Annotated in this window: 19 protein-coding genes and 1 pseudogene; 19 read left to right on the forward strand and 1 reads right to left on the reverse strand. The window is 73.1% G+C overall.

Annotated elements, in window-relative coordinates; all coding sequences use genetic code 11:
- Positions 1-47: 47 nt before the first annotated feature.
- From glyA to folP, 8 genes and pseudogenes are all read left to right on the forward strand, one after another.
- Positions 48-1,370: a serine hydroxymethyltransferase gene (gene glyA / locus AB3388_RS08625; RefSeq protein WP_495410348.1), complete on the forward strand. Its 1,323-nt coding sequence runs from the start codon at positions 48-50 to the stop codon at positions 1,368-1,370.
- Positions 1,367-2,599, forward strand: coding sequence for a sarcosine oxidase subunit beta family protein (locus AB3388_RS08630; RefSeq protein ID WP_495410349.1), 1,233 nt, complete (start codon positions 1,367-1,369; stop codon positions 2,597-2,599). The genes glyA and AB3388_RS08630 overlap by 4 nt, the downstream gene beginning before the upstream one ends.
- A gap of 17 nt (positions 2,600-2,616) precedes the next feature.
- Positions 2,617-2,895 carry a sarcosine oxidase subunit delta gene (locus AB3388_RS08635; protein ID WP_495410350.1) on the forward strand — a complete coding sequence of 93 codons (279 nt, stop codon included), beginning with the start codon at positions 2,617-2,619 and terminating at the stop codon, positions 2,893-2,895.
- Complete coding sequence (locus tag AB3388_RS08640) at positions 2,892-5,762, forward strand: 2Fe-2S iron-sulfur cluster-binding protein (protein ID WP_495410351.1); 2,871 nt, start codon at positions 2,892-2,894, stop codon at positions 5,760-5,762. Before AB3388_RS08635 ends, AB3388_RS08640 begins: the two co-directional genes overlap by 4 nt.
- Entirely contained in the window at positions 5,755-6,336 is a 582-nt protein-coding gene (locus tag AB3388_RS08645) for a sarcosine oxidase subunit gamma (protein ID WP_495410352.1), read from the forward strand. Before AB3388_RS08640 ends, AB3388_RS08645 begins: the two co-directional genes overlap by 8 nt.
- 40 nt (positions 6,337-6,376) lie before the next feature.
- A complete protein-coding gene (locus AB3388_RS08650) occupies positions 6,377-8,845 on the forward strand; it encodes a GcvT family protein (protein ID WP_495410353.1) in 2,469 nt (822 codons plus the stop codon).
- 23 nt (positions 8,846-8,868) lie between these two features.
- Positions 8,869-8,949: pseudogene (locus AB3388_RS08655) on the forward strand (hypothetical protein); the annotation flags it as partial.
- A gap of 228 nt (positions 8,950-9,177) precedes the next feature.
- Positions 9,178-10,038 (forward strand): dihydropteroate synthase, encoded by an 861-nt coding sequence (gene folP, locus AB3388_RS08660; RefSeq protein WP_495411446.1) that lies wholly within the window; start codon positions 9,178-9,180, stop codon positions 10,036-10,038.
- Positions 10,039-10,104: 66 nt separating this feature from the next.
- Here the strand turns inward: folP and AB3388_RS08665 are convergent, their stop codons facing one another.
- A complete protein-coding gene (locus tag AB3388_RS08665) occupies positions 10,105-10,773 on the reverse strand; it encodes a GntR family transcriptional regulator (protein ID WP_495410354.1) in 669 nt (222 codons plus the stop codon).
- Between the two features lie 131 nt (positions 10,774-10,904).
- On the opposite strand from AB3388_RS08665, the gene AB3388_RS08670 reads away from it, so the two are divergent.
- From AB3388_RS08670 to AB3388_RS08720, 11 genes are all read left to right on the forward strand, one after another.
- Complete coding sequence (locus tag AB3388_RS08670; RefSeq protein ID WP_495410355.1) at positions 10,905-12,278, forward strand: L-serine ammonia-lyase; 1,374 nt, start codon at positions 10,905-10,907, stop codon at positions 12,276-12,278.
- Between the two features lie 10 nt (positions 12,279-12,288).
- Positions 12,289-13,137: a formyltetrahydrofolate deformylase gene (gene purU, locus AB3388_RS08675; protein ID WP_495410356.1), complete on the forward strand. Its 849-nt coding sequence runs from the start codon at positions 12,289-12,291 to the stop codon at positions 13,135-13,137.
- 19 nt (positions 13,138-13,156) lie between these two features.
- Positions 13,157-14,971, forward strand: coding sequence for an aminodeoxychorismate synthase component I (pabB, locus tag AB3388_RS08680; RefSeq protein ID WP_495410357.1), 1,815 nt, complete (start codon positions 13,157-13,159; stop codon positions 14,969-14,971).
- A gap of 432 nt (positions 14,972-15,403) precedes the next feature.
- The gene (locus tag AB3388_RS08685) at positions 15,404-17,032 is read left to right on the forward strand and encodes an AMP-binding protein (RefSeq protein ID WP_495410358.1); all 1,629 of its coding nucleotides are present in this window, start codon (positions 15,404-15,406) and stop codon (positions 17,030-17,032) included.
- Positions 17,033-17,042: 10 nt separating this feature from the next.
- On the forward strand, positions 17,043-18,209 hold the full coding sequence (locus tag AB3388_RS08690; RefSeq protein WP_495410359.1) for an acyl-CoA dehydrogenase family protein: 1,167 nt from the start codon (positions 17,043-17,045) through the stop codon (positions 18,207-18,209).
- A 112-nt stretch (positions 18,210-18,321) separates the two neighbouring features.
- A complete protein-coding gene (locus tag AB3388_RS08695; RefSeq protein ID WP_495410360.1) occupies positions 18,322-18,555 on the forward strand; it encodes a hypothetical protein in 234 nt (77 codons plus the stop codon).
- An 84-nt stretch (positions 18,556-18,639) separates the two neighbouring features.
- Positions 18,640-19,320 carry an outer membrane protein assembly factor BamB family protein gene (locus AB3388_RS08700; RefSeq protein ID WP_495410361.1) on the forward strand — a complete coding sequence of 227 codons (681 nt, stop codon included), beginning with the start codon at positions 18,640-18,642 and terminating at the stop codon, positions 19,318-19,320.
- A 30-nt stretch (positions 19,321-19,350) separates the two neighbouring features.
- Entirely contained in the window at positions 19,351-21,771 is a 2,421-nt protein-coding gene (locus AB3388_RS08705; protein WP_495410362.1) for a WD40/YVTN/BNR-like repeat-containing protein, read from the forward strand.
- A gap of 248 nt (positions 21,772-22,019) precedes the next feature.
- Complete coding sequence (locus tag AB3388_RS08710; RefSeq protein WP_495410363.1) at positions 22,020-24,368, forward strand: xanthine dehydrogenase family protein molybdopterin-binding subunit; 2,349 nt, start codon at positions 22,020-22,022, stop codon at positions 24,366-24,368.
- Positions 24,365-24,886, forward strand: a complete 522-nt coding sequence (locus AB3388_RS08715; RefSeq protein ID WP_495410364.1) for a (2Fe-2S)-binding protein — start codon at positions 24,365-24,367, stop codon at positions 24,884-24,886. The genes AB3388_RS08710 and AB3388_RS08715 overlap by 4 nt, the downstream gene beginning before the upstream one ends.
- A complete protein-coding gene (locus AB3388_RS08720; RefSeq protein ID WP_495410365.1) occupies positions 24,883-25,713 on the forward strand; it encodes an FAD binding domain-containing protein in 831 nt (276 codons plus the stop codon). The genes AB3388_RS08715 and AB3388_RS08720 overlap by 4 nt, the downstream gene beginning before the upstream one ends.
- Positions 25,714-25,747: the final 34 nt, after the last annotated feature.

Below are 25,747 nucleotides of genomic sequence, written 5' to 3' on the forward strand. Positions count from 1 at the left end.
GATATACCAGTCCTCGCCAATCTTTCATGGCAGGAGGAACCCCCGGCATGGTCGTCCAGGTTGAACAAGCGCAGCCGGCCGTCACGGATCAGGTGCTCGACCGCCCGTTGGCCGACACCGACCCGGAGGTCTTCGCGGCGATCTCCGCCGAGCTGACCCGGCAGCAGACGACGCTGGAGATGATCGCCAGCGAGAACTTCGCTCCGGTCGCGGTGATGCAGGCCCAGGGCTCGGTGCTGACCAACAAGTACGCCGAGGGCTATCCGGGCCGGCGGTACTACGGCGGCTGCGAGCACGTCGACGTGGTCGAGCAGCTGGCCATCGACCGGCTGAAGGAGCTGTTCGGCGCCGAGTACGCCAACGTGCAGCCGCACTCGGGGGCGCAGGCCAATGCCGCGGCGATGTCCGCGCTCCTGCAGCCCGGCGACACCATCCTGGGGCTGGACCTGGCCCACGGCGGCCACCTGACCCACGGCATGAAGCTGAACTTCTCCGGCAAGCTCTACGACGTCGCGGCCTACCACGTGCGGGCCGACGACCACCGCGTGGACATGGCCGAGGTCGAGCGGCTGGCCCACGAGCGGCGGCCCAGGCTCATCGTCGCCGGCTGGTCGGCCTACCCGCGGCAGCTGGACTTCGCCGGGTTCCGCCGGATCGCCGACGAGGTCGGCGCCTACCTGATGGTCGACATGGCCCACTTCGCCGGGCTGGTGGCCGCCGGGCTGCACCCCTCGCCCGTCCCGCACGCGCACGTGGTCACCTCGACCACCCACAAGACCCTCGGCGGCCCGCGCGGCGGCGTCATCCTGGCGACGGCGGAGCTGGCCAAGAAGTTCAACTCCTCGGTCTTCCCCGGCCAGCAGGGCGGCCCGCTCGAGCACGTGATCGCCGCCAAGGCCGTCGCCTTCAAGCTCGCCGGCGAGCCCGCGTTCCGGGAGCGCCAGGAGCGCACCCTCGCCGGCGCCCGGCTGCTCGCGGAGCGGCTGCTCGCCGCCGACTCCCGCGCGGCCGGCATCAACGTGGTCAGCGGCGGCACCGACGTCCACCTGGTCCTGGTGGACCTGCGCGAGTCCGAGCTGGACGGCCGCCAGGCCGAGGACCGGCTGCACGCGATCGGCATCACGGTCAACCGCAACGCGGTGCCCTTCGACCCCCGCCCGCCGATGGTCAGCTCCGGCGTCCGCATCGGCACCCCGGCGCTGGCCGCCCGCGGCTTCGGCCTCGACGACTTCGCCGAGGTCGCGGACGTGATCGCGACCGCGCTGCGGCCCTCGGTGGGGGAGGAGCAGCTCGCCGAGCTGCGCACCCGGGTCACCCGGCTGGCCGACCGGCACCCCCTCTACCCCGACCTGACGGAGGTCTCCCGATGAGCCCCCGCACCCCGGGCGCCGACATGCCCGAGCACCCCGACTTCCTGTGGCGCAACCCCGAGCCCAAGCGCTCCTACGACGTGGTCATCGTCGGCGGCGGCGGGCACGGCCTGGCCACCGCGCACTACCTGGCCAAGAACCACGGCATCACCAACGTCGCGGTGCTCGAGAAGGGGTGGCTGGCCGGCGGCAACATGGCCCGCAACACCACGCTGATCCGCTCCAACTACCTGTGGGACGAGAGCGCGGCCATCTACGAGCAGTCGCTCAAGCTCTGGGAGGGACTGGAGGAAGACTTCGGCTACCCCATCCTGTTCAGCCAGCGCGGCGTGCTGAACCTCGCGCACACCCTGCAGGACGTCCGCGACAGCGTGCGGCGGGTCGAGGCGAACAAGCTCAACGGCATCGACGCCGAATGGGTGGAGCCGGACGAGGTCCGCAAGATCTGCCCGATCGTCAACACCTCGACCGACATCCGCTACCCGGTCCTCGGCGCCACGTACCAGCCCCGCGCCGGCATCGCGAAGCACGACTACGTCGCCTGGGGTTTCGCCCGGCGGGCCAGCGAGGCCGGGATCGACCTCATCCAGGACTGCGAGGTCACCGGGTTCACCACCGAGGGGAACCGGGTCACCGGCGTGCGGACGACGCGCGGCGACATCGCCGCCGGTCAGGTCGCCCTGTGCGCCGCCGGGCACACCACGGTGCTCACCGACATGCTCGGCTTCCGCGTGCCGGTGCAGAGCCACCCGCTGCAGGCCCTGGTCTCCGAGCTGCTCGAGCCCGTGCACCCGACCATCGTGATGTCCAACGCGGTGCACGTGTACGTCTCCCAGGCGCACAAGGGCGAGCTGGTCATGGGCGCCGGCGTCGACTCCTACAACGGCTACGGGCAGCGCGGCGCCTTCCACATCATCGAGCGGCAGATGGCCGCCGCGGTGGAGCTGTTCCCGGTGTTCGCCCGGGCGCACCTGCTGCGCAGCTGGGGCGGCATCGTCGACGTCAGCCCGGACGCCTCGCCGATCGTCGGGCGGACCCCGTACGACAACCTCTACCTCAACTGCGGCTGGGGGACCGGCGGCTTCAAGGCCACGCCGGGCATCGGCTGGTGCCTGGCCGCCACCATCGCCGACGGCGAGCCCCACCCCACCGTGGCGCCGTTCAGCCTCGACCGCTTCGTCACCGGCGCGCTCGTCGACGAGCACGGCGCCGCCGCCGTCGCCCACTGACTCAGGGAGTTCTTGCGATGCAGCTCATCGAGTGCCCGTGGTGCGGCCCCCGCGAGGAGATCGAGTTCCACTACGGCGGCCAGGCCCACGTCCCCTATCCGGACAACCCCGCCGAGCTCTCCGACGAGGAGTGGGCGCACTACGTCTTCTTCCGCGACAACACCAAGGGCCGCTTCGCCGAGCGCTGGTCGCACAGCGCCGGCTGCCGCCGCTGGTTCAACGCGATCCGCGACACCACCACCTACCGCTTCGAGCGCGTCCACCGCCTCGAGAACCCGAAGCCGGTGATCTCATGACGAGCAGCTTCCGCACCGCCGAGGGTGGCCGCATCGACCGCGCCACCACCCTCGAGTTCACCTTCGACGGGCAGACCTACACCGGCCATCCCGGCGACACCCTCGCCTCGGCGCTGCTCGCCGCCGGCCGACACTCGATCGCGACGAGCATCAAGCTCGGCCGCCCACGCGGCATCGCCGCGGCCTGGGCGGAGGACCCGGGCGGCCTCGTGCAGATCGAGGAGCCCTTCCCCGAGCCGATGCTGCTGGCCACCACCGTCGAGCTCTTCGACGGGCTGGTCGCCCACGGCCTGCCGGGGCAGGGCCGCCTCGCCGAGATCCCCGACTCCGCCCGCTACGACGCGGTCCACCACCACGTCGACGTGCTGGTCGTCGGGGCAGGGCCGGCCGGGCTGACCGCCGCGCTCACCGCCGCCCGGGCCGGCGCCCGGGTCGCGCTGGTCGACGAGCAGGCCGAGGCCGGCGGCTCCCTGCTGTCGGGCACCGACCAGCTCGACGACGCCCCGACGCCGGCCTGGGTCGCCGCGGCGGTGGCCGAGCTGGCCGCTCACCCGGAGGTGCTGCACCTGCAACGCACGACCGCGTTCGGCAGCTACGACGACGGCTTCGTCCTCGCGCTCGAGCGGCGCACCGACCACCTCGGCGCCGCCGCGCCCAGGCACCTGCCCCGCCAGCGGGTGTGGCGCATCCGGGCCCGCCGCATCGTCGTCGCCACCGGGGCGCACGAGCGTCCGGTCGTGTTCGGCGACAACGACCGCCCGGGCATCATGCTCGCCGGCGCCGCCCGCACGTTCCTGCACCGCTACGGCGTGCTGGCCGGCCGCGAGGCCGTCGTCTTCACCACCAACGACAGCGCCTACGACGCCGCCCTCGACCTGCACCGCGCGGGGGTGCGCGTGCAGGCGGTGGTCGACGCACGGCCCGAGGGCTCCCCGCTCCGGCGCGCGGAGTGCGAGCGCGCCGGGATCCGGGTGCTCCCCGGTTCCGTCGTCACCGGCACGCAGGGCGTCGAGCGCGTCACGCACGCCCTCGTCGCCCCGTTCGCCGGCGGCGAGGTCGGCGCCGGCAGCGCGATCGCCTGCGACCTGCTCCTGGTCAGCGGGGGCTGGAACCCCGCGGTGCACCTGTTCAGCCAGGCCCGCGGCCGGCTCCGCTACGACGAGGGCCTCGGCGCCTTCCTCCCGGGGGAGGAGCTCGACGGCCTGGCTGTCTCGGGCTCGGCCGCCGGCGTGCTCGACCTGGCCGGATGCCTGGCCGACGGGCAGCGGGCGGCTCGCGCCGCGCTGACCGCGCTGGCCATCGCGCCGGCGGGCGAGGACCGGCTGCCCGCCGCACCGGAGCCCGTCGCCCCCGCGGCGCCCCTGGTGCTGTGGCGGGTGCCGGACACCTCCGGCGCCGAGGGGAGCACCTCGTTCGTCGACCTGCAGCGGGACGCGACGGTCGCCGACATCGCACGGGCGGTGGACGCCGGCCTGCGCTCCATCGAGCACATCAAGCGCTACACGACCATCGGGACCGCGCACGACCAGGGCAAGACCTCCGGCGTCCTCACCTCGGGGATCGTCGCGGAGCTGCTCGGGATCCCGGTGCAGGACACCGGCACCACGACGTTCCGGCCGCCCTACACCCCGGTCGCCTTCGCCGCGCTGGCCGGCCGCGACCGCGGGCGGCTGTTCGACCCCGAGCGGGTCACCGCGCTGCACGAGTGGCACGTGTCGGCCGGAGCGGTGTTCGAGGACGTCGGTCAGTGGAAGCGCCCCCGCTACTACCCGCGGCCCGGCGAGGACATGGAGGCCGCCGTCCTGCGGGAGTGCGCCGCCGCCCGCACCGGCGTCGGGATCCTCGACGGCTCCACGCTCGGCAAGATCGACGTCCAGGGCCCGGACGCCGCCGCCCTCCTCGACCGGCTCTACACCAACCTGATGAGCAGCCTGAAGGTCGGCTCGGTTCGCTACGGCGTCATGTGCGGTGTCGACGGCATGGTCATCGACGACGGCACGGTGCTGCGCCTGGCCGAGGACCGCTTCCTCGTCCTCACCACCACCGGCGGCGCGGCGAAGATCCTCGACTGGATGGAGGAGTGGGGCCAGACCGAGTGGCCGGACCTGCGCGTGCACTGCACCTCGGTCACCGAGCAGTACGTCACCTTCCCGGTCGTCGGCCCGCGTTCCCGCGACGTCGTCGGCGCCGTCTTCCCCGGCGTGGACGTCGCCAACGAGGCGTTCCCGTTCATGACCTGGCGGGACACCAGCCTCGACGGGGTGCCGGTCCGGCTGGCCCGGATCAGCTTCTCCGGCGAGCTGGCCTTCGAGGTCTACGTCAATCCCTGGTACGCGGTCGCGGTCTGGGAACGCCTGCTCGAGGCCGGCCGCCCCTACGGCATCACGCCGTACGGCACGGAGACCATGCACGTGCTCCGCGCCGAGAAGGGCTACCCGATCATCGGCCAGGACACCGACGGCACCGTCACGCCGCAGGACCTGGGCATGGCCTGGGCGGTGTCGAAGAAGAAGCCCGACTTCGTCGGCAAGCGCTCCTTCGCCCGCCAGGCCAACCAGGACCCGCTGCGCAAGCAGCTGGTCGGGCTGCTGCCGGTCGACCGGCAGACCGTGCTGCCGGAGGGCTCGCAGATCGTGGAGTTCGCCGCCGACGGCCAGCTGCCGCCCCCGCCGGTGCCGATGCTCGGCCACGTCACCTCCAGCTACCGCAGCGCCGAGCTGGCCCGGCCCTTCGCCCTCGCGCTGGTCAAGGGCGGCCGGGAACGCATCGGCGAGACCGTCCACGTCCCCGTCAACGGCACCCTCGTCCCGGTCGAGGTCACCGGCTCGGTGCTGGTCGATCCCGAAGGAGCCCGTCGCGATGGCTGAGCTGCTGCGCACCTCCCCGCTCGAGGCGTGGACCGCCGCCTTCGAGCGCCTGCCCGGCACCGTCGGCATCACCGCCGAGCCGTACGTCGCGATGGTCGACGTCCGGCTCGGCGAGGTCGGCCCCGAGTCGGGGGACGCACTCCGCGTGGAGCTGCCGACGACCGCGAACACCTGGGTGGCCACAGACGCCGGTCGCGCGGTCTGGCTGGGCCCCGACGAGTGGCTGCTCAGCAGCACGGCGGAGGCACCGGAGGACCTGGAGACCCGGGTCCGCGCCGCCGTCCACCCGCTCGGCGGGTCCGCGACCGACGTCTCGGCCCAGCGGATCGGCCTGCGGCTGACCGGCGCCCGGGTGCGCGACGTGCTGGCCAAGGGCTGCTCCATCGACCTGCACCCGCGGGTCTTCGGCCGGGGCAGCAGCGCCCAGACGACGCTCGGCCAGGCCGGCGTCGTGCTGCTCGCGCTCTCCGACGCCGGCGACGACTACGTGGTCCTCGTCCGGTCCTCCTTCGCCGGCTACCTCGCCGACTGGCTGCTCGACGCGGCCCTCGAGTTCACCCCCACCAACAACTGACCGCAGTCCCCGGATCCACCGGCACGTCAGGAGCGAAGCAATGTCCACCACCCCTCGTGTGGTCATCATCGGAGCGGGGATCGTCGGGGCCAACCTCGCCGACGAGCTGACCGCCCGTGGCTGGGACCGCGTCACCGTCGTCGATCAGGGACCCCTCCCGCTGACCGGGGGCTCCACCTCGCACGCCCCCGGGCTGGTCTTCCAGACCAACGCGTCGAAGACGATGACGGCGTTCGCCAGCTACACCGTCGAGAAGCTCAAGGCCATCGACGTCGACGGCGCCTGGTGCTTCAACCAGGTCGGCGGCCTCGAGGTGGCCACCACGCCGGAGCGGCTCGCCGACCTGCACCGCAGGCAGGGCTGGGCCACCTCGTGGGGCGTCGAGGCGCAGGTGGTCGACGTGGACGAGTGCGTGCGGCTGCACCCGCTGGTCGACCCCGAGCGCATCGTCGGCGGACTGCACATCCCCAAAGACGGCCTGGCCAAGGCCACCCGGGCGGTCGTCGCGCTGGCCCGCCGGGCCGAGGCCCGGGGCGCCCGCTTCCAGGGCTCGACCCGCGTGACCGGCATCGAGCAGGCCGGCGGCCGGGTGACCGGCGTCCGGACCCCGGACGGCGTGATCCCCGCTGACGTCGTGGTGTCCTGCGCCGGCTTCTGGGGTGTGGAGCTCGGCGGCATGGTGGGGATGGACGTGCCGCTGCTGCCGCTGGCCCACCAGTTCGTCTGGACCGGGCAGGTGCCCGATCTGGTCGGCCGCAACGACGACCTCAGCGAGGCGAGCCTGCCGATCCTGCGCCACCAGGACCAGGACCTCTACTACCGCGAGCGCGTCGACCGCCTCGGCATCGGCTCCTACGCGCACCGGCCGATGCCGGTGGACCTGCGCGAGCTGCCCCAGGGGGACGGCGTCGGCGAGTCGGCCATGCCCTCGATGCTGCCGTTCACCGACGAGGACTTCGCCCCGGTGTGGGAGCAGAGCCAGCTGCTGCTGCCCTCGCTGCGCACGTCGAAGATCGACTCCGGCTTCAACGGGGTCTTCTCCTTCACCCCGGACGGCGGCCCCCTCATCGGCGAGTCCGCCGACGTCAAGGGCTTCTGGATCGCCGAGGCGGTCTGGGTCACCCACTCCGCCGGGGTAGGCCGCGCGGTGGCCCAGCTCCTCGTCGACGGGCGGTCGGAGATCGACCTGCACGGCTGCGACGTGCACCGCTTCGAGCAGTTCCAGCTCGCGCCGGAGTACGTCAGCGAGACCTCGCAGCAGAACTTCGTCGAGATCTACGACGTGATCCACCCGCTGGAGCCGCGGCTGTCCCCGCGCGATCTGCGGGTCAGCCCGTTCCACGCCCAGCAGCAGGAGCTCGGCGCGGTCTTCCTCGAGGCGGCCGGCTGGGAGCGGCCGCACTGGTACGAGGCCAACGCCGGGCTGGTGGCGGAGCTACCGGCGGAGTGGGTCCCGCCGGCGCGCGACCCGTGGAGCGCGCGGTTCCACTCGCCGATCGCGGCGGCCGAGGCGTGGAAGACCCGCACCGCCGTGGCGATGTACGACATGACCCCGCTCAAGCGGCTCGAGGTCAGCGGCCCCGGCGCCCTCGGTCTCCTGCAGCGGCTGACCACCGGCGAGATGGACAAGTCGGTGGGGTCGGTGACCTATGCGCTCGCCCTCGACGACGCCGGCGGCATCCGCAGCGACCTCACCGTCGCCCGGCTGGGCGAGCAGCTGTTCCAGGTGGGCGCCAACGGTCCCCTCGACCACGACTACCTGCAGCGCCAGGCGCCGGACGACGGCAGCGTGCAGATCCGCGACATCACCGGCGGCACCTGCTGCATCGGGCTGTGGGGCCCGAAGGCCCGCGACTTGGTCCAGCGGCTCAGCTCCGACGACTTCTCCGACGCGGGGCTGAAGTACTTCCGCGCCAAGAAGGCGCGGATCGGGGGAGTGCCCGTCACGGCGATGCGGCTGTCCTACGTCGGCGAGCTCGGCTGGGAGATCTACACCAGCGCCGACAACGGCCGGCGGCTGTGGGAGGTGCTGTGGACCGCCGGCCAGGACCTCGGCGTCATCGCCGCGGGCCGCGCCGCCTTCAACAGCCTGCGGCTGGAGAAGGGCTACCGCGCCTGGGGCCACGACATGACCACCGAGCACAACCCCTACGAGGCCGGTCTCGGGTTCGCCGTCCGCACCCAGAAGAAGGACGACTTCGTCGGCCGCCAGGCCCTCGCCGGCATCGGGAACGACTCGGTCGGCCGCCGGCTGACCTGCCTGACCGTCGACGACGGCCACAGCGTCGTCCTCGGCCACGAGCCGGTCCTCGTCGACGGCCGCCCCGCCGGCTACGTGACCAGCGCGGCCTTCGGCCACACCGTCGGCCGGCCGATCGCCTACGCCTGGCTGCCGGCCTCCGCGACCGTCGGCACGGCCGTCGAGATCGAGTACTTCGGCACCCGCATCGGCGCGACCGTGGCCGCCGAGCCGCTCGTCGACCCGGACATGACCCGCATCCGCGGCTGAGCGGACTCACCCGGGCCGCGGTCGTGCTGGTCGCGGCCGTCGGCCGACCGAACCTCCTCACGGCCGAGCACGTCGCCGAGGACCCGATCGTGATCGACGTCGGCACCGCTCCGACGTCCGGCGGCGGCCTGGTCGGGGACGTCGACGCCGCCTCGGTCACCGGCCGGGTCGCCGGGCCCCCCGGTGCCCGGCGGTGTCGGCCCGGTCACCACCGCGTTCCTCCGGCAGCACACGATCCGGGCGGCGCGTTCCTAGCCCCTGCCCGTCCGTCCGGGCGGGGCGGTCCTGCCCCTGCCGCCCCGCCCGCCGACCCCGCGAGATCGGAGCCGGTCATGACCGTCATCGCCGTGGCGGACAGCGCCACCGCGTCGCACCCGCTCAGCCGAGTGCTCGGCGAGGGCCGGCCGCTGGTCTGCGGGATCCTCAACGTCACCCCCGACTCCTTCTCCGACGGAGGCCGCTTCGACAGCCTCGACCGGGCGGTCGAGCACGGCCACCGGCTGGCGGCCGAGGCGGCGGACCTCATCGACATCGGCGGGGAGTCGACCCGGCCCGGCTCCCGGCCGCCGTCGGTCGCCGAGGAGCTGGACCGCGTCGTTCCGGTGGTCGAGGCGCTGGTCCGCGAGGTCGGCGTGCCGCTGTCCGTGGACACCTCGCGGCCCGAGGTCATGCGGGCGGCCGTCGCCTCCGGCGCGAGCATGATCAACGACGTCCGTGCGCTGCGGCTGCCGGGCGCGCCGGAGGCCGCCGCGGAGCTGGGGGTGCCGGTGTGCCTCATGCACATGCAGCGCTCGCCGGAGACCATGCAGCAGGAACCCCGGTACTCCGACGTCGTCGCCGAGGTGCGCACCTTCCTCGCCGACCGGAAACGGGCCTGCCTCCACGCCGGCATCCGGGCCGAGCACCTCGTGCTCGACCCCGGATTCGGGTTCGGCAAGACGCTGTCGCACAACGTCGCGCTGCTGGCGTCGCTCGGCAGCCTGCGCAGCCTCGGGGCGCCGATCATGGTCGGGCTGTCCCGCAAGTCGATGCTCGGGCAGCTCACCGGACGGGCGACGGGGGACCGGCTGTCCGGTTCCCTGGCGGCAGCTCTCATCGCCGCCCAGCGCGGGGCCACGGTGCTGCGCGTGCACGACGTCGCGGCCACCCGGGACGCGCTGACGATCCTCGACGCGGTCGGCCTGGTGACGTGAGGGAACGGCCACCCTTCAGGGACCCGCGCCGAGCGTGCGAGGCGTGGGGGGAAGGGTGGCCCTTTCTCAGATCACGGCGCGGATGGCCTGCTCGAAGCCCAGGACGTGCTCGCGGGCGAGGTCGTCGGCCCGGTCGGCGTCGCCGGCGGCGATGGCGCGCAGCAGCTGCACGTGCTCCCCGACGTGCTCGTCCACCGTGGGCAGCCGGTCGAGGAACAGGCAGAAGATCCGGGTCGCCAGGTTGTCGTAGCGGATCAGGACGTCCTCGAGGTGCGGATTGCCGGACGCCCGGTAGATGGCCCGGTGCACGGCCAGGTCCCACCGCATCAGCTCGCCCGGATCGACCCGGGCGACGTCGAGCTGCTCGATCCGGTCGGCCAGCTCCGCGAGCTCGCCGGGTGCCGCGCGGAGGGCTCGCTCGGCGGCGCGCCGGGCAGCCAGCGGCTCGAGCTGCGCGCGGATCTCGGAGATGTGCGCCAGATCGGAGATGTCCATCCCGGTCGCGAAGGTTCCGCGCCGCGGATAGGACACGACGAGCCGGTCGCCCTCGAGCCGCTTCAGCGCCTCGCGTACCGGGGTCCGGCCCACGCCCAGGTCCGCGGCCAGTGCGTCGTCGTCGATCGGATCGCCCGGCCGGATGGCGAGCATGATGAGCCGGTCCCTGATCGCCACGTAGGCCTTGTCCGCCAGGGACGTGGTGGCTGCGGGGTCGAGATCCAGCGGGACGGCGGTCACGCTCGGATCGTAGGCGCTGACGGCCAACAAGGCTTGCCTCCTTGTGGGGAAAGACATACTCTTTGTTTGCTATTGGTATATCAGTAGTGTACCTGATTCCATGCGGACCACGGACCGGTGAGGGGCCACGCATGACCATCAGCGCGTTCGACCTGTTCAAGGTGGGGATCGGGCCGTCGAGCTCGCACACCGTCGGCCCGATGCGGGCGGCCTGCACCTTCGCGACCCGGCTGCGCGACGAAGGCCTGCTCGGACGCGTCGCCGGGGTGCGCTGCGAGCTGTTCGGATCGCTGGGTGCGACCGGGCACGGGCACGGCAGCGTCAAGGCCGTCGTCCTCGGGCTCGAGGGGGAGCAGCCCGATCTGGTCGACCCGGTGGCCGCGCAACCACGGGTCGACGCCGTCCGCACCGAAGGCAAGCTCCGGCTGGCGGGCGAGCACGTCGTCTCGTTCTCCGTGGACGACGACGTCGTCCTGCACCGGCGCAAGCGACTCGACTTCCACACCAACGGGATGCTCTTCGTGGCGCTCGGGCCCGACGGGCAGGAACTCCGCCGCCGCGAGTACTACTCGGTCGGCGGCGGCTTCGTGCTGGACGAGGACGAGGCCGGCAACCCGGTCATCGTCGAGGACCCCACTCCCGTGCGGTATCCGTTCCGGACCGGCGAGGAGCTGCTGGCCCGGACCCGCGGGACGGGACTGCGGATCAGCGACGTGATGCTGGCCAACGAGCTGGCCTGGCGCAGCGAGGCCGAGGTGCGCGCCGGGCTGCTGCACATCTGGTCGGTGATGCAGGAGTGCGTCGAGCGTGGCACCCGGACCGCCGGCGTCCTCCCCGGTGGGCTCAGGGTCCGCCGGCGTGCGGCCGCGCTGCGCGCCCAGCTGGAGGAGCACCCGGACGACACCGACCCGCTGCGCGCCATGGAGTGGGTCACCCTGTACGCGCTCGCGGTCAACGAGGAGAACGCGGCCGGCGGTCGGGTGGTCACCGCGCCGACCAACGGGGCCGCGGGCATCGTGCCGGCCGTCCTGCACTACTACCGGGACTTCGTCGACTCCTGCTCCGAGGACGGGGTGGTGCGCTTCCTGCTCACCGCCGCGGCGATCGGGCTGCTGTTCAAGGAGAACGCCTCCATCTCCGGAGCGGAGGTCGGCTGCCAGGGGGAGGTCGGCTCCGCCTGCTCCATGGCCGCCGCCGGCCTGGCCGAGGTCCTCGGAGGGACGCCGGAACAGGTGGAGAACGCCGCCGAGATCGGCATCGAGCACAACCTCGGCCTCACCTGCGACCCGGTCGGGGGACTGGTGCAGATCCCGTGCATCGAGCGCAACGCCGTCGGCTCGGTCAAGGCCATCACCGCGGCCCGCATGGCCGTCCGCGGCGACGGCCGGCACCACGTCCCGCTGGACAAGGCGATCAAGACCATGCGGGAGACCGGCGCGGACATGAAGGACAAGTACAAGGAGACCGCCCGGGGCGGGCTGGCGCTCAACATCGTCGAGTGCTGAGGAGGCACCCGTGACCCACCCGTACACCCTCACGCTGAGCTGTCAGGAGCGCCCGGGCATCGTGCACGCGGTCAGCTCGTTCCTGTTCGAGCACGGCTGCGACATCGTCGAGCACCAGCAGTTCGACGACGCCGTCCGCGGCCAGCTCTTCCTCCGGACCGCGTTCGTCTCCACCGAGGACACCGACGACGACCGCCTCTCGGCGGCGTTCCGCCCGGTGGCCGACGAGTTCGGCATGAGCTACCAGGTCACCGGCGGCCAGCCGCAGCGGGTGCTGGTCATGGTGTCCAAGCTGGGGCACTGCCTCAACGACCTGATCTTCCGCTGGCGCGCCGGCAGCCTCGGCGCCGAGCTCGTCGCGGTCGTCTCCAACCACGAGGACCTGCGCCCGATGGCGGAGGCCGCCGGGCTGCCGTTCGTCCACGTGCCGGTGACGCCGGCGACCAAGCGCGAGGCGGAGCAGCGGCTGCTCGAGCTGGCCGACGAGCACCGGGCGGACCTCGTCGTCCTGGCCCGCTACATGCAGGTGCTCTCCGACGAGGCGTGCGCCGCGCTCCACGGCCGGGCGATCAACATCCACCACTCCTTCCTGCCGGGGTTCAAGGGCGCCAAGCCCTACCACCAGGCCTTCGACCGCGGCGTGAAGCTGGTCGGCGCGACCGCGCACTACGTGACCCCCGACCTGGACGAGGGGCCGATCATCGAGCAGGAGGTCATCCGCATCGACCACACCTTCGATCCCCGTGCGCTGGCCACCGTCGGCCAGGACGCCGAGGCGCTCGCGCTGTCCCGGGCCGTGCGCTGGCACAGCGAGCGGCGGGTGCTGCTCAACGGCCACAGCACGGTCGTCTTCCGCTGATCCGGCCGCCGTGGGTCCGATGGCGACCGGGACAGCGACCTGGGCCCGCTTCGACGACCTCCGCACCGGAACGGCCGTGCGGTGCCCCGCGCCGGACCGGATCCTGGTGGCCGACCATCCCGGTGAGGTCGTCGGCGTGCTGGCCGAGGTCGAGCGGGCCACCGACGCCGGCCGGTGGGCGTTCGGGTACGTCGCCTACGAGGCGGCCGCCGGGCTCGATCCGCAGCTCGCCGTGCACCCGTCAACGCCCATGGGGATGCCGCTGGCCTGGTTCGGCATCTGCGACGAGCCGATCCCGGTGCCGCCGCTCGACGCGGCGCAGACGGAGCCGCCGACCGGCGTCCGGTGGCAGCCCACGTGGACGGCGGAGGAGCACGCTGCCGACGTCGCCGTGATCCGGGAGCGGATCGCCGCCGGGGACACCTTCCAGTGCAACCTCACCGTGCGCATGGCCGGGCACGTGCCCGGCGACCCCTTCGCCGTGTACCGGGGCCTCGCGCTCGGCCAGCGCGGGGCCCACAACGCCTACCTCGACCTCGGCAGCTTCGTCGTGGCCAGCGCCAGCCCTGAGCTGTTCTTCGAGCGCCGCGGCGACCACGTGCTGCTGCGCCCCATGAAGGGGACGGCGCCGCGGGGACGGCACCGGGACGAGGACCGCCGGCTGGCCGACGAGCTCCGTGCCAGCGCGAAGGAGCGAGCCGAGAACGTCATGATCGTCGACCTCATGCGCAACGACATCGCCCGCGTCGCGGAGATCGGCAGCGTCGACGTGCCGGCGCTGTTCACCGTCGAGCGCTACGAGACGGTCCTCCAGCTGACCTCCGACGTCACCGCCCGGCTGCGGCCCGGCACCGGGCTGGTGGAGCTGTTCCGCGCGCTGTTCCCCTGCGGCTCGGTCACCGGAGCGCCCAAGGCGAGCTCCATGGAGATCATCCGCTCCGTCGAGACCGATCCCCGCGGGGTCTACTGCGGCGCCATCGGTCTGGTCGGGCCGCCGGACGCGCCGGTCCGGGCCCGCTTCAGCGTGGCGATCCGGACCGCCGTGGTGGACACGGCCACGGGCGAGGCCGTGTACGGCACCGGGGGTGGCATCACGTGGAGCTCGGACGCCGGGGCCGAGCACGCCGAGGTGCTCACCAAGGCCGCGGTCCTGAAGGCCCGGCCACGGGACTTCGAGTTGCTCGAGACGATGCGCTACGACCCCCAGCGCGGCCTGCGGAACCGCGACCGCCATCTGCGGCGCCTGGCCGAGTCCGCCGAGCACCTGGGATTCCGCTTCGACCCGGTGGCCGCGCGCGAGCTCCTGAGCTCCCGGTCGGACGGCGGCCGGGCCGCACGCGTCCGGCTCCGGCTGGCGCGCAGGGGGGCGCTCGCCGTGGATGTCGAGCCGCTGCCGCCGCAGCTCTCCGGCCGGGTCCTGCTCGCCGTCGACGACGAGCCGGTCGATCCGCAGGACCGGGCTCTCTACCACAAGACGACCGTGCGGGAACCGTACGACCGGCGCCGTGAGCGGCGCCCCGACGTCGATGACGTGATCATCATGAACACGCGGGGAGAGCTGGCGGAGGTCACCCGCGCCACCCTCGCGCTGCAGCTCGGCGGGCGGTGGTGGACGCCGCCGGTGGAGTCCGGGTGCCTCCCCGGCGTCGAGCGGGCGCGCCTGCTGGACCTGGGGCTGCTCCGCGAGCGGGTGCTCCGGCCGGCGGACCTGGACCGGGCGCAGGCGGTGGCGGTCGTCAGCTCGCTGCGCGGCTGGCGCGACGCGACGCTGCACCGGACCTGGCCGCGCGCCGCGGCCGAGCTCGCGCGCCCGGTGGTGACGGGAGCTGGCTAGTACCGCGACCTCCACCCCTTGCCCGGGCACGGGGGCGGGACTCGGTTGCCGACGCCACCGGGTGTCGACTCGTGGTGGTGTCGCGCGCCCCCGAGACCACCACGATCCGACATCCGGCGGCATCGGCGCGGTTGGGCCGTCACGGGGCCGGCGGCGAGCCGACGACAGGGCGAAGGTCGCCTGACACGGCGCTGGACCTCGGGGCGGGCCGCTCGGCCACGAGCCGTGTGGTGGCGCCGTCCGCAGCACGGCGCGCACCAGGCCGACGACGTCGAGCTCGCTCTCGCCGAGCAGCCGCCGGGCGGCCCGGGCTGGTCGTCGAACCAGCTGCGGTGGCCGACATCGGTCGACGTGCGCGTCCGCCGCGGAACGCTGGAGGATCCCCACGGGCCCACCGGCTCGGCGGGCTCTTCGGGCCGAAAGGACGGGGCCATGACCGCTCGACGGCTGCTGACCATCTTCGACGAGCTCGTCGACGCCGATCCGGCCGCCACCGCGCTCCTGGATGCTTCCGCCGGCCGCGCGCCGGCCCTTCCGGTCACCCGGCGGCAACTGAGAGACCTCGCCGCAGGGGCGGCACAGGGTCTTCGTGCCCGGGGGGTCGGAGGCGGCGACTGTGTCGCCGTCTGGCTGCCGAACTGGTCCCAGTCGGTGGCGGTCCAGCTCGCTGCGCTCTCGGTCGGGGCGCACGTGATCGGCGTCAACACCCGCTACAACGTCGACGAGGTGGCGCACGTCCTGGCGATGTCGCGGCCCCGGGTGGTCGTGATCGCGCACGGCTTCCACGGTCTGGACCTGCTCGGCCGCTACCGGGCGGCCGTCGACGCGGCCGCTGCCGAGGCCCCCAGCACGCTCGTCGTCGCTGCCCCCGGATCCGAGCCGCTCGCCGACGTATCGGCCTACGACGTGGGAGGCGGCGCCGCCCCGTTCCCGTCGGCGTCCCCGGATGATCGGCTGGATCCCTCGGAGACCGCGGCACTTGCCGCCGCGTTCACCACGTCCGGCTCCACCGGTCGCCCCAAGCTCGCCGCCCACAGCGAAACAGCGCTCGTCGAGCACGCCCTGGCCGCGGGCCGGCGCATGGGGATGCAACCAGGCGATCTGGTGCTCGGGGCGCTACCGCTCTCCGGAGTCTTCGGCTTCAACGCCGCGATGGCGGCACTTCTCGCCGGCGCCGCGGTGCTCCTCGAGCCGACGTTCGATGCCGGCGGGGTGCTCGCCGACATGGCCGACCACGGCGTGACCCACGTGGCGGCGGGCGACGATCTCCTCGGCCGGGTGGCCGACGCCTGGAGGGAGGACCGGCCGGCGCTCTCCGTGCGGTGGGTCGGCATCGCGGACTTCGAAGGGCGCTCCCAGGAGCTGTGCGCCTGGGCCGAGGCCGAGCTGGGGGCGACGGCGACCGGCCTGTACGGCTCCTCGGAGCTGTTCGCCCTCACCGCCTCCTGGCCGGCCGAGCGCCCCTCGCCGTTGCGCTGGACCGGCGGTGGGCAGGTCGTCATGTCCTCGATCGATGTCCGGGTGGTCGATCCGGCCACCGGCCGGCCGCTGCCCCAGGGGGAGGACGGCGAGCTGCAGTTCCGCGGCCCGGTCGTCGTGGACGACTACCTCGGCGCCCCCGACGTCGCCGCGACGGCGTTCACCGCGGACGGGTGGTTCCGCAGCGGGGACCTGGGCCGGATGGTCGCACCCGGCACCTTCCAGTACACCTGCCGGATGGGCGACGTCCTGCGGCTGCGAGGTTTCCTCGTCGAGCCCGCGGAGATCGAGAGTCGGCTCGTGACCCATCCGGCCGTCCGGCTCGCGAAGGTCGTGGGCGTGCCGGGCCCCGGAGGCGGGGGCACCGTCGCCGTTGCCTTCGTCGTCCCGGAGCCTTCTTCGGAGCCGGGCGAGGAGGAGTTGAGGCAGTGGTGCGCGTCGAGCCTGGCGGCGTTCAAGGTTCCGACGCGTGTGCACGTCATCGACCGCATGCCGACGACGTCGGGGACCAACGGGACGAAGATCCGAGCCGCCGCCCTGCGGGAGCTGGCCATGCTCCACCAGCGACAGCCTGATCGGTGAGGGGACCCTCATGGACTTCGCGCTGTCGGAGGACCAGCAGGCCATCCGGAAGGCCGTCGCCGAGCTGGCCTCGCGCTTCGACGACGAGTACTGGATGCGCAAGGACCAGGCGCACGAGTTCCCGACGGAGTTCTACGACGCCTTCGCCCAGGCGGGCTGGCTCGGCATCACCACCCCCGAGGAGTACGGCGGGCACGGTTTCGGCATCACCGAGGCCTCACTGCTGCTCGAGGAGGTCGCCGCCTCGGGTGCCGGCATGAACGGCGCCAGCTCGATGCACATGTCGATCTTCGGCATGCACCCGGTGATCGTGCACGGCTCGGAGGAGATGAAGAGGGAGAACCTCCCGCGCATCGCCAGCGGCGACCTGCACGTGTGCTTCGGGGTGACCGAGCCCGGCGCCGGCCTCGACACGACCAGGATCACCACCTTCGCCCGCCGGGACGGCTCCGACTACGTCGTCAACGGCGCGAAGGTCTGGATCTCCAAGGCGATGGAGTCCGAGAAGATCCTCCTGCTGACCCGGTCGACGAGGTACGAGGACTCACCGCGCAGGACCGACGGCCTGACGCTGTTCTTCACCGATCTCGACCGCAACCACGTCACCATCCGGCCCATCCCGAAGATGGGGCGCAACGCGGTCACGTCGAACGAGCTGTTCATCGACGACCTGCGGATCCCCGAGGAGCACCGCGTGGGGGAGGAGGGACGGGGCTTCACCTACCTCCTCGACGGCCTCAACCCGGAGCGGTGCCTGATCGCGGCGGAGGCGCTCGGCATCGGCCGGGCCGCCCTGCGCCGGGCCACCCGGTACGGGAACGAGCGGGAGGTGTTCGGCCGGCCGATCGGCATGAACCAGGGCATCCAGTTCCCGCTGGCCGACTCCCTCGCCCGCCTCGACGCCGCGGAGCTGATGCTGCGCAAGGCGACCTGGCTCTACGACCAGGGCCTGCCCTGCGGCCGCGAGGCCAACACCGCCAAGTACCTCTGCGCGGACGCCGGCTTCGAAGCCGCCGACCGGGCGCTGCAGACGCACGGGGGCATGGGCTACTCGGAGGAGTACCACGTGGCCCGCTACTTCCGGGAGGCGCGGCTGACCCGGATCGCGCCGATCAGCCAGGAGATGGTGCTGAACTTCCTCGGCTCGCACGTCCTCGGCCTCCCGCGAAGCTATTGAGAGGGATCGACGGCGGGTGGGTGACGCCGGGGTGACGGCCGGCGCGCATGATCCCGCGAGGAGTGCCCCCGTCGTTCGGTGGACGCCGAGCGGACGGTCGGAGGGAGAACCGATGCTGAAGGCTCGGATCGAGACGACTCTCGCGGTCGTCACCGGGATTCTCGCCGTCGTGACCCTCGTCTGGCCGACCTGGATCGAGTCCCTCTTCGGCGTCGAACCGGATGCCGGAAGCGGCGCCACCGAGTGGTGGCTCGTGCTCGTCCTCGCCGGATCGGCCGTTGCGTCGGGACTCCTCGCCCGCCGGGACTACCGGGCCGCCCGGCGACGCCCGGCGGAGGGCTCCTGACCAGGACCGGACGAGGCGCAACGGTGACGCAGGGGTGACGGTTCTCTGCCAGGCTCCGGCCCGAGCCGAGACGGGGAGGCGCGCATGGTGCAGCCGATCCCGCTGGGCGTGGCCGACGACGGTCGCCTGGCCGTCGTCGGTACGCGGAGCGGTGAACTCGTCGCCATCGATCCCGGGGGAGGGATCGTCCGCTGGCGTGCCGGGCGGGGACTGCGGCCCTGCGCCGTCACGGCCGGCGCGGTCGTCGCGCTCCGCTCTCTCCCGCCCGCTCCTCCCGAGGTCGTCGTCCTCGACGCGACGGACGGACACGAGCTCTGGACCGCCGGGCTGCCGGAACCTGCCATGCCGGCCGACCGGCCGTCCGTCGAGCTGAGCTGCGTCGTCGAGGACGGCGGGGTGGTGCTCCGCTGGGCCATCGCGACGCACTACGGGGGCGGCGCCGCGCCGAGCCGGCGCGTGCTCGAGGACTCCACGCACCGAGTGTCCGGCGCCGTCCGCATCGATCTGCGGGCCCGCACGGTGCAGGCCGTGGAGCCCGTCGACGCGGAGGCCGCCGTCCCCGAGGCGGTCCCGGCCGCTGCGCCCGGCGTCGCGCCCGACGTCGTCCAGCACGGACGGCTCGGGCCGTTGCGCCTCGAACTGGCCACGCCGCCGGCCACCGGGCACGTCGTGCTCCGCGCGGTGGACGCGGCGTCGAACGCGCAGGTGTGGCAGGTCGTCGTCGACGAGCAGGCCCCGCGCCGCCCGCCGCCGCTGCGTCCCTGATACCGGGTTCCAGCCCACTGAGAGGTGACCATGCCCATCTCCGACGAGGACCTCGCCCAGGCCAAGGGCATCAGCGTCGAGCAGGTCGGTCTGCTCCGGGCGACCCGAGGCGCGACCAACGACACCCTCGACGGGCTGTCGGAGGCCGCGCTGCGACGGGCCGTCCGGCGGATCGGCTACCCCGACCTGCCGCGCGCGCGGGCGGAGTTCCGGCTCCTGCAGGCGACGGACGACGCCGGCGAGGTCCCGCCGAACGCCCTGGCGACCGCCGCGCAGCGGCGTGCTCTCATGCTGGCCACCTCGGCCAGGCGGAGCGCCGCCGGGGTGCCCGTGGCGCCGGCCGCGCCGTCCCCCGGAGCTCCGACCGCAGGCCTGCAGGGTGCGACGTGGGAGTGGATCGGGCCCGGCAACATCGGTGGCCGGACGCGCGGCATCGTCATCGACCCGGCCGACCCGTCCCGGATGTGGGCGGCGAGCGCCGGTGGCGGTGTGTGGCGGACGGACGACGGCGGCGGCAGCTGGACTCCCGTCGACGACTTCCTCGACAACCTCGCCTGCACCTGCCTCGCCATGGACCCCACCGACGCCTCGGTGATCTATGCCGGCACCGGGGAGGGCTTCCTCAACGCCGACGCCATCCGGGGTGCGGGCATCTTCCTGACCACCGACGGCACGAACTGGACGCAGCTCCCGTCGACGACCGGGACCGACTTCCACTTCGTGAACCGGATCGCCGTGTCACCCTCGGGCGACGTCGTGCTCGCCGCCACGGGGACCGGGATCTTCCGCAGCAGCGACCCGGCGCGCGCGGTCTGGACCCGGGTCCACGACGTCCCCACCGGCGACGTCAGGTTCGATCCCCAGGACGGCTCGCGAGCGGTCGCGGGCGCGCTCGGGGTGGGGGAGGCCTGGTACAGCCGCGACGGCGGGACCACGTGGACCGCCGCCGCGCACGGGCCCTGGTCGGGCCGGGTGGAACTCGCCTACGCCGAGGCGGACCACGACACCGTCTACGCCTCCGTGGAGGCGACGAGCGGCCAGGTCTGGCGGTCGATCGACGGCGGGGAGAGCTACGAGCAGCGCAAGACGCTCGACGCCACCGGCGCCCCGGCCCCCTACCTCGGGGACCAGGGCTGGTACGACAACTCGATCTGGGCGGGCGACCCCGCCGATGCCGACCACGTCGTCGTGGGCGGGATCGAGCTGTGGCGCAGCCGGGACGGCGGCGACACCCTGGCGGAGATCAGCACCTGGTGGGCGTCACCGGACTCGGCCCACGCCGACAACCACGCGATCGTGAGTTCCCCGGGCTACGGCGAGGGCAGCCAGATCGTCTTCGTCGGCAACGACGGAGGGGTCTACCGGGGCGACCTCGCCTCGGTCGGTTCGGAGGCCCAGCCGCCGTACACGACGGGCTGGACCGAGCTGGAGAACAACTACGGCGTGACCCAGTTCTACGGCGCCGCCGGCAACGCGACCTCCGGGAAGATCGTCGGGGGAGCGCAGGACAACGGCAGCCTGTGCTACGACCCCGCGGCGGGCACCGAGAGCTGGACCACGTTCTTCGGCGGTGACGGCGGCTGGTGCGCCGCCGACCCCGGCGATCCGGACGTCTTCTACGGCGAGTACGTGTTCCTCAACATCCACCGCAACACCGACGGCGGCACGACGGACGACACCACCGGTGACCGCTACATCAGCGGCCAGTTCTGGAACCCGGCCATCAATGACTGGGACTGGAAACCGGTGCCGTTCCGGATCCCGGACGCGCAGTCGCGATCGGCGCTGTTCATCGCCCCGTTCGTGCTCGACCCCAACGACGCCGATCGGCTGCTGGCCGGCGGGCTGCAACTGTGGCGCACGAACGACGCGAAGACGCCGAACACCCCGACCTCCGGGCCCCGCTGGGCCTCGATCAAGCCGAGCGCCGGATCGGAGATCAGCGCGATCGCCGTCGTCCCCGGGGATCCCGACACGGTCTGGGTCGGCCACCGCAACGGCATGGTCTTCCGCACGACGAACGGCACGTCGGCCACGCCCACCTGGCAGCGCATCGGCGCGACCGGGCCGACCGGGCTCACGCCGCAGCGGTACTGCACCTGCATCACCGTCGACCCCGCCGATCCGGACACGGTGTACGTGGGCTTCGGCGGTTACCAGAGCGACAACGTCTGGGTCACCCGGAACGGCGGCATCGACTGGGCGCCGCCGTCGTCGATCCTGCCGCCGGCCCCGGTGCGGGCCGTCGCCGTGCACCCCAGGCGGTCCGACCACGTCTACCTGGGCACCGAGGTGGGCGTCTTCGCCAGCGACGATGCCGCGGCGACGTGGTCACCGAGCAACGAGGGGCCGGCGAACTGCTCCGTCGACGACCTGATCTGGATGGGGGAGACGCTGGTGGCGGTCACCCACGGTCGCGGCATGTTCCGGATCGACCTCTCCGGCGTGTGAGCAGGCCCTGACGGGCGCGGACGGCCGTCCTGCCCCAGAGCGGGGACCCGATGGCGGTCGGTGACGGCACACAGGGCGGCCCGGACCGGGAGTCCTGACCGGGCTGTTCGGCCGCGTGACCCGGCACCATCACCCCCACCTCCGGCAGGACGCCGAACCGAGGAGGTGGCCGTGATGCCGCCACTGTTCCGCCACTGCGATCCCATCCGGACGCCCGGGGATCCCGGACACGGGCCGGTGACCCGGTGATGGCCTCCATGGTCGGGGCGGCCGTCGTCCGCAAGGAGGATCCGGCCCTGCTCACGGGGCGGGGGCGCTTCGTCGACGACATCCACCTGCCGGGCATGGTCCACCTCGCCTTCGTGCGCAGCGTCCAGGCCCACGCACGGGTCCTGTCGATCGACACCAAGGAGGCGGGGGAGCGGCAAGGGGTCCTCGGCATCTGGACGGCGGCCGACCTCGAGGAGCTGCCGCCGGTCCCCTCGCTCCCCGGGATGGAGCGCCCCTGCCTGGCGTCCGACGCCGTCCGCTTCGTGGGCGAGCCGGTCGCCGTCGTCGTCGCGACCGACCGGTACCTGGCGGCCGACGCCGCCGCGGCGGTGGCCGTGGACTACGACCCCCTCCCGGTGCTGGCCACCCTCGACCAGGCGCTGGCCGAGGGAGCGGCGCCGATCCTGCCGGGGCAGACCAGCAACGTCGTCATGACCGTGCCCCTGACCGAGGACGACGCCGAGGCGGAACTCGCCGCTGCCCCGCACCGCACCACGCTGCGCATCCGCAACCAGCGACTGGCCCCCGTCCCCGTCGAGCCCGGCGGCTGCCTGGCCGACTGGAACAGCTCGGGCCTGACGCTGTACGCGACGGTGCAGGCGCCCCACTCCCTGCGCAACGCACTGGCGGTGATGTTCGGGCTGCGGCAGGACCAGGTCCGGGTCGTGGCCCCGGACGTGGGCGGCGGCTTCGGGGCCAAGGCGAGCTTCTACCCGGAGTTCCTGCTCACCGCCGAGCTGTCCCGGAGGCTGGGCCGCTCGGTGAAGTACGTCGAGACCCGCAGCGAGAACCTCGTCTCCATGACCCACGGTCGCGCGCAGGTGCAGGACGTCGACGTCGGCTACGACGACGAGGGCCGGTTGCTGGCCATGCGCCTGGCCATCGTCCAGGACTGCGGGGCCTGGCCGAATCCCACCGGGGCCACGTTGCCGACGCTGACGAGCTTCATGTCGGGCGGCTGCTACAAGATCGGCACGATCGCGGCGTCGTTCCGGAGCGCCACGACCAACACCACCCCGGTCGCGGCCTACCGAGGGGCAGGGCGGCCGGAGGCGGCCTTCCTCATCGAGCGGGTGGTCGACGTGGTCGCCGACGAGCTCGGCCGCGATCCGCTCGAGGTCCGCCGGGTGAACTTCATCCAGCCCGAGGAGATGCCGTACGCGACGCAGTGGCCGGGGATCGTCTACGACGAGAGCGACTTCCCGCGGCTGCTCGACACCCTGCTCGGGCACCTCGACCACGACGGGCTCCGCGCGGAGGCCGACGAGCGACGGCACGACCCGAGCCGGCCGCTGCTCGGGATCGGCTTCTCCACCTTCGTCGAGCTCGGTGGCGTCGGACCGACCCCGCTCGCCGAGCAGTTCGGCTTCATCGGCGGCTGGGAGTCCTCCACCGTCCGCATGAACCCGGACGGCTCCGTCGTCGTCTCCGTGGGCACGAGCCCGCACGGCCAGAGCCACGAGACGGCCTTCGCGCAGATCGCCTCGGACGCCCTCGGCGGCATCCCGATGGACCGGATCACCGTCCTCCACGGCGACACCCACACCGTGCAGGAGGGCATCGGCACGCTGGGCAGCCGAGGCGTCGTGGTGTGCGGTCCGGCGGTGCAGCGCTCCAGCGACAAGCTTCGCCAGAAGCTGGTGCAGATCGCCGCGCACCTGCTGGAGGCCGCCGAGGAAGACATCGAGCAGGACGGCGAGACGTTCGGCGTCCGGGGAACCCCGGGAGCAGCGGTGACCCTCGCCGAGGTCGCCCTGACCGCCTACAAGCCGCACCGGTGCCCGGACGGCATGGAGGTCGGCCTGCACGTCACCGACTACTACGAGCCGGCCAATCTCAGTTTCCCGAGCGGCGCGCACGCCTGCGTCGTCGAGATCGACCGGGACACCGGGCAGGTGCACATCCTCCGCTACGTGGCCGTGGACGACTGCGGCACGGTGATCAACCCGCTCACCGCCCGCGGCCAGGTCGAGGGGGGCGTGATCCAGGGCATCGCGCAGGCCCTGCTGGAGGAGGTCGTCTACGACGACGAGGGGCAGCCGGTCACGTCGTCCCTCGTCGACTACGCCGTCCCCGGTGCACCGGACGTGCCCGGGCCGGAGACCTACCACCTCGAGGTGAGGACCAGCTTCAACCCGCTGGGCGCGAAGGGGCTGGGCGAATCCGGGGCGACGGCGGCACCGCAGGCCGTGGTCAACGCGGTCGTCGACGCCCTCTCGCACCTCGGCGTCCGGCACATCGACATGCCACTGACCCCCTTCAAGGTCTGGACGACGATGCGCGACGCGACGGCCGGACCCACCGACGACGGGCAGGTGACCCCGTGAGACACGACGTCGAGCTCCGCGTCAACGGAGTCGTCGGCCAGCACACCGTGGAGTCCCGGCAGCTGCTCGTGCACTACCTGCGCGAGACACTCGGCCTGACCGGGACGCACGTCGGCTGCGACTCCTCCAACTGCGGCGCCTGCACGGTGCTGCTCGACGGGGTCGCGGTGAAGTCCTGCACGGTCTTCACCGCGGCAGCGGACGGCAGCGAGGTGCTCACCGTCGAAGGCCTGGCCACCAACGGGCAGATGTCGCCGGTGCAGGAAGGCTTCCGGCAGCGCCACGGCCTGCAGTGCGGCTACTGCACGCCCGGCATGGTCGTCGCCGCCACCGGTCTGCTGCTCGACAACCCGGACCCCACTCCTGGGGAGATCCGTGAGGGCCTCGAGGGCAACCTGTGCCGCTGCACGGGCTACCAGATGATCGTCGAGTCCGTGGCGTGGGCCGCGCAGCACGGCGGCCCGGGACCACGGGCCACCGCGCACGCTCAGCGGGCCGCCGAGGTGGGTCGGCGATGATCCCCGCCCGCTTCGACTACCTGCGCGCCGACTCGCTCGCGCACGCCGCGGCGCTCAAGGACGAGCACGGTGACGACGCCACGTTCCTCGCCGGCGGCCACTCGCTGATCCCGCTGATGAAGTTCCGGCTGGCGGCACCCGAGGTGCTGATCGACATCAGCGGCGTGCACGAACTGCGCACCCTGGAGCAGTCCGACGGGGTGCTGCGGCTCGGTGCCGCCGTGCGCTACCGCGACGTCGAGTTCTCGTCCCTCGTCCGCGAGCACGTGCCGCTGCTGGCCGCCGCGGTGGCCACCGTGGGGGACCGGCAGGTGCGCGCCCGCGGGACCATCGGCGGCGCGGTGATGCACGGCGACCCGGCGGCCGACGTCCCGGCGGTGCTCCTGGCGCTCGGCGCGACGCTCGTGCTGCGCGGCCCGGGCGGCGAGCGCTCGCTCGCTGCCTCCGACTTCTTCCTCGACTTCTGGGAGACGGCCGCCGAGCCCGGGGAGATCCTCGTGGAGATCCGCGTACCGGTGCAGACCGGTCGGCCGTGGAGTTTCCAGAAGTTCCGGCAGCGCAGCCACGACTGGGCGATCGTCGGGGTCGCCGTCCAGCAGACGGCCGACGGGCACGCCGTCGGGCTGGTCAACATGGGGCCGGTTCCGGTGCGGGCGCACGCCACGGAACGCGCGCTGACCGACGGCGCCGGCGCCGATCAGGCGGCCACCGTCGCGGCCGAGGGAACCAGCCCGCCGTCGGACCTGCGTGCCGACGCCGCCTACCGGTCCCACCTCGCTCGGGTGCTCACCGCCAGGGCACTGGAAGAGGCCGGCGCCGGCCGGTGAGCCGGCGGACCGCGGACGAGCTGAGAGACTCCCC

The organism is Geodermatophilus sp. SMS 5-13 (genome assembly GCF_059428245.1).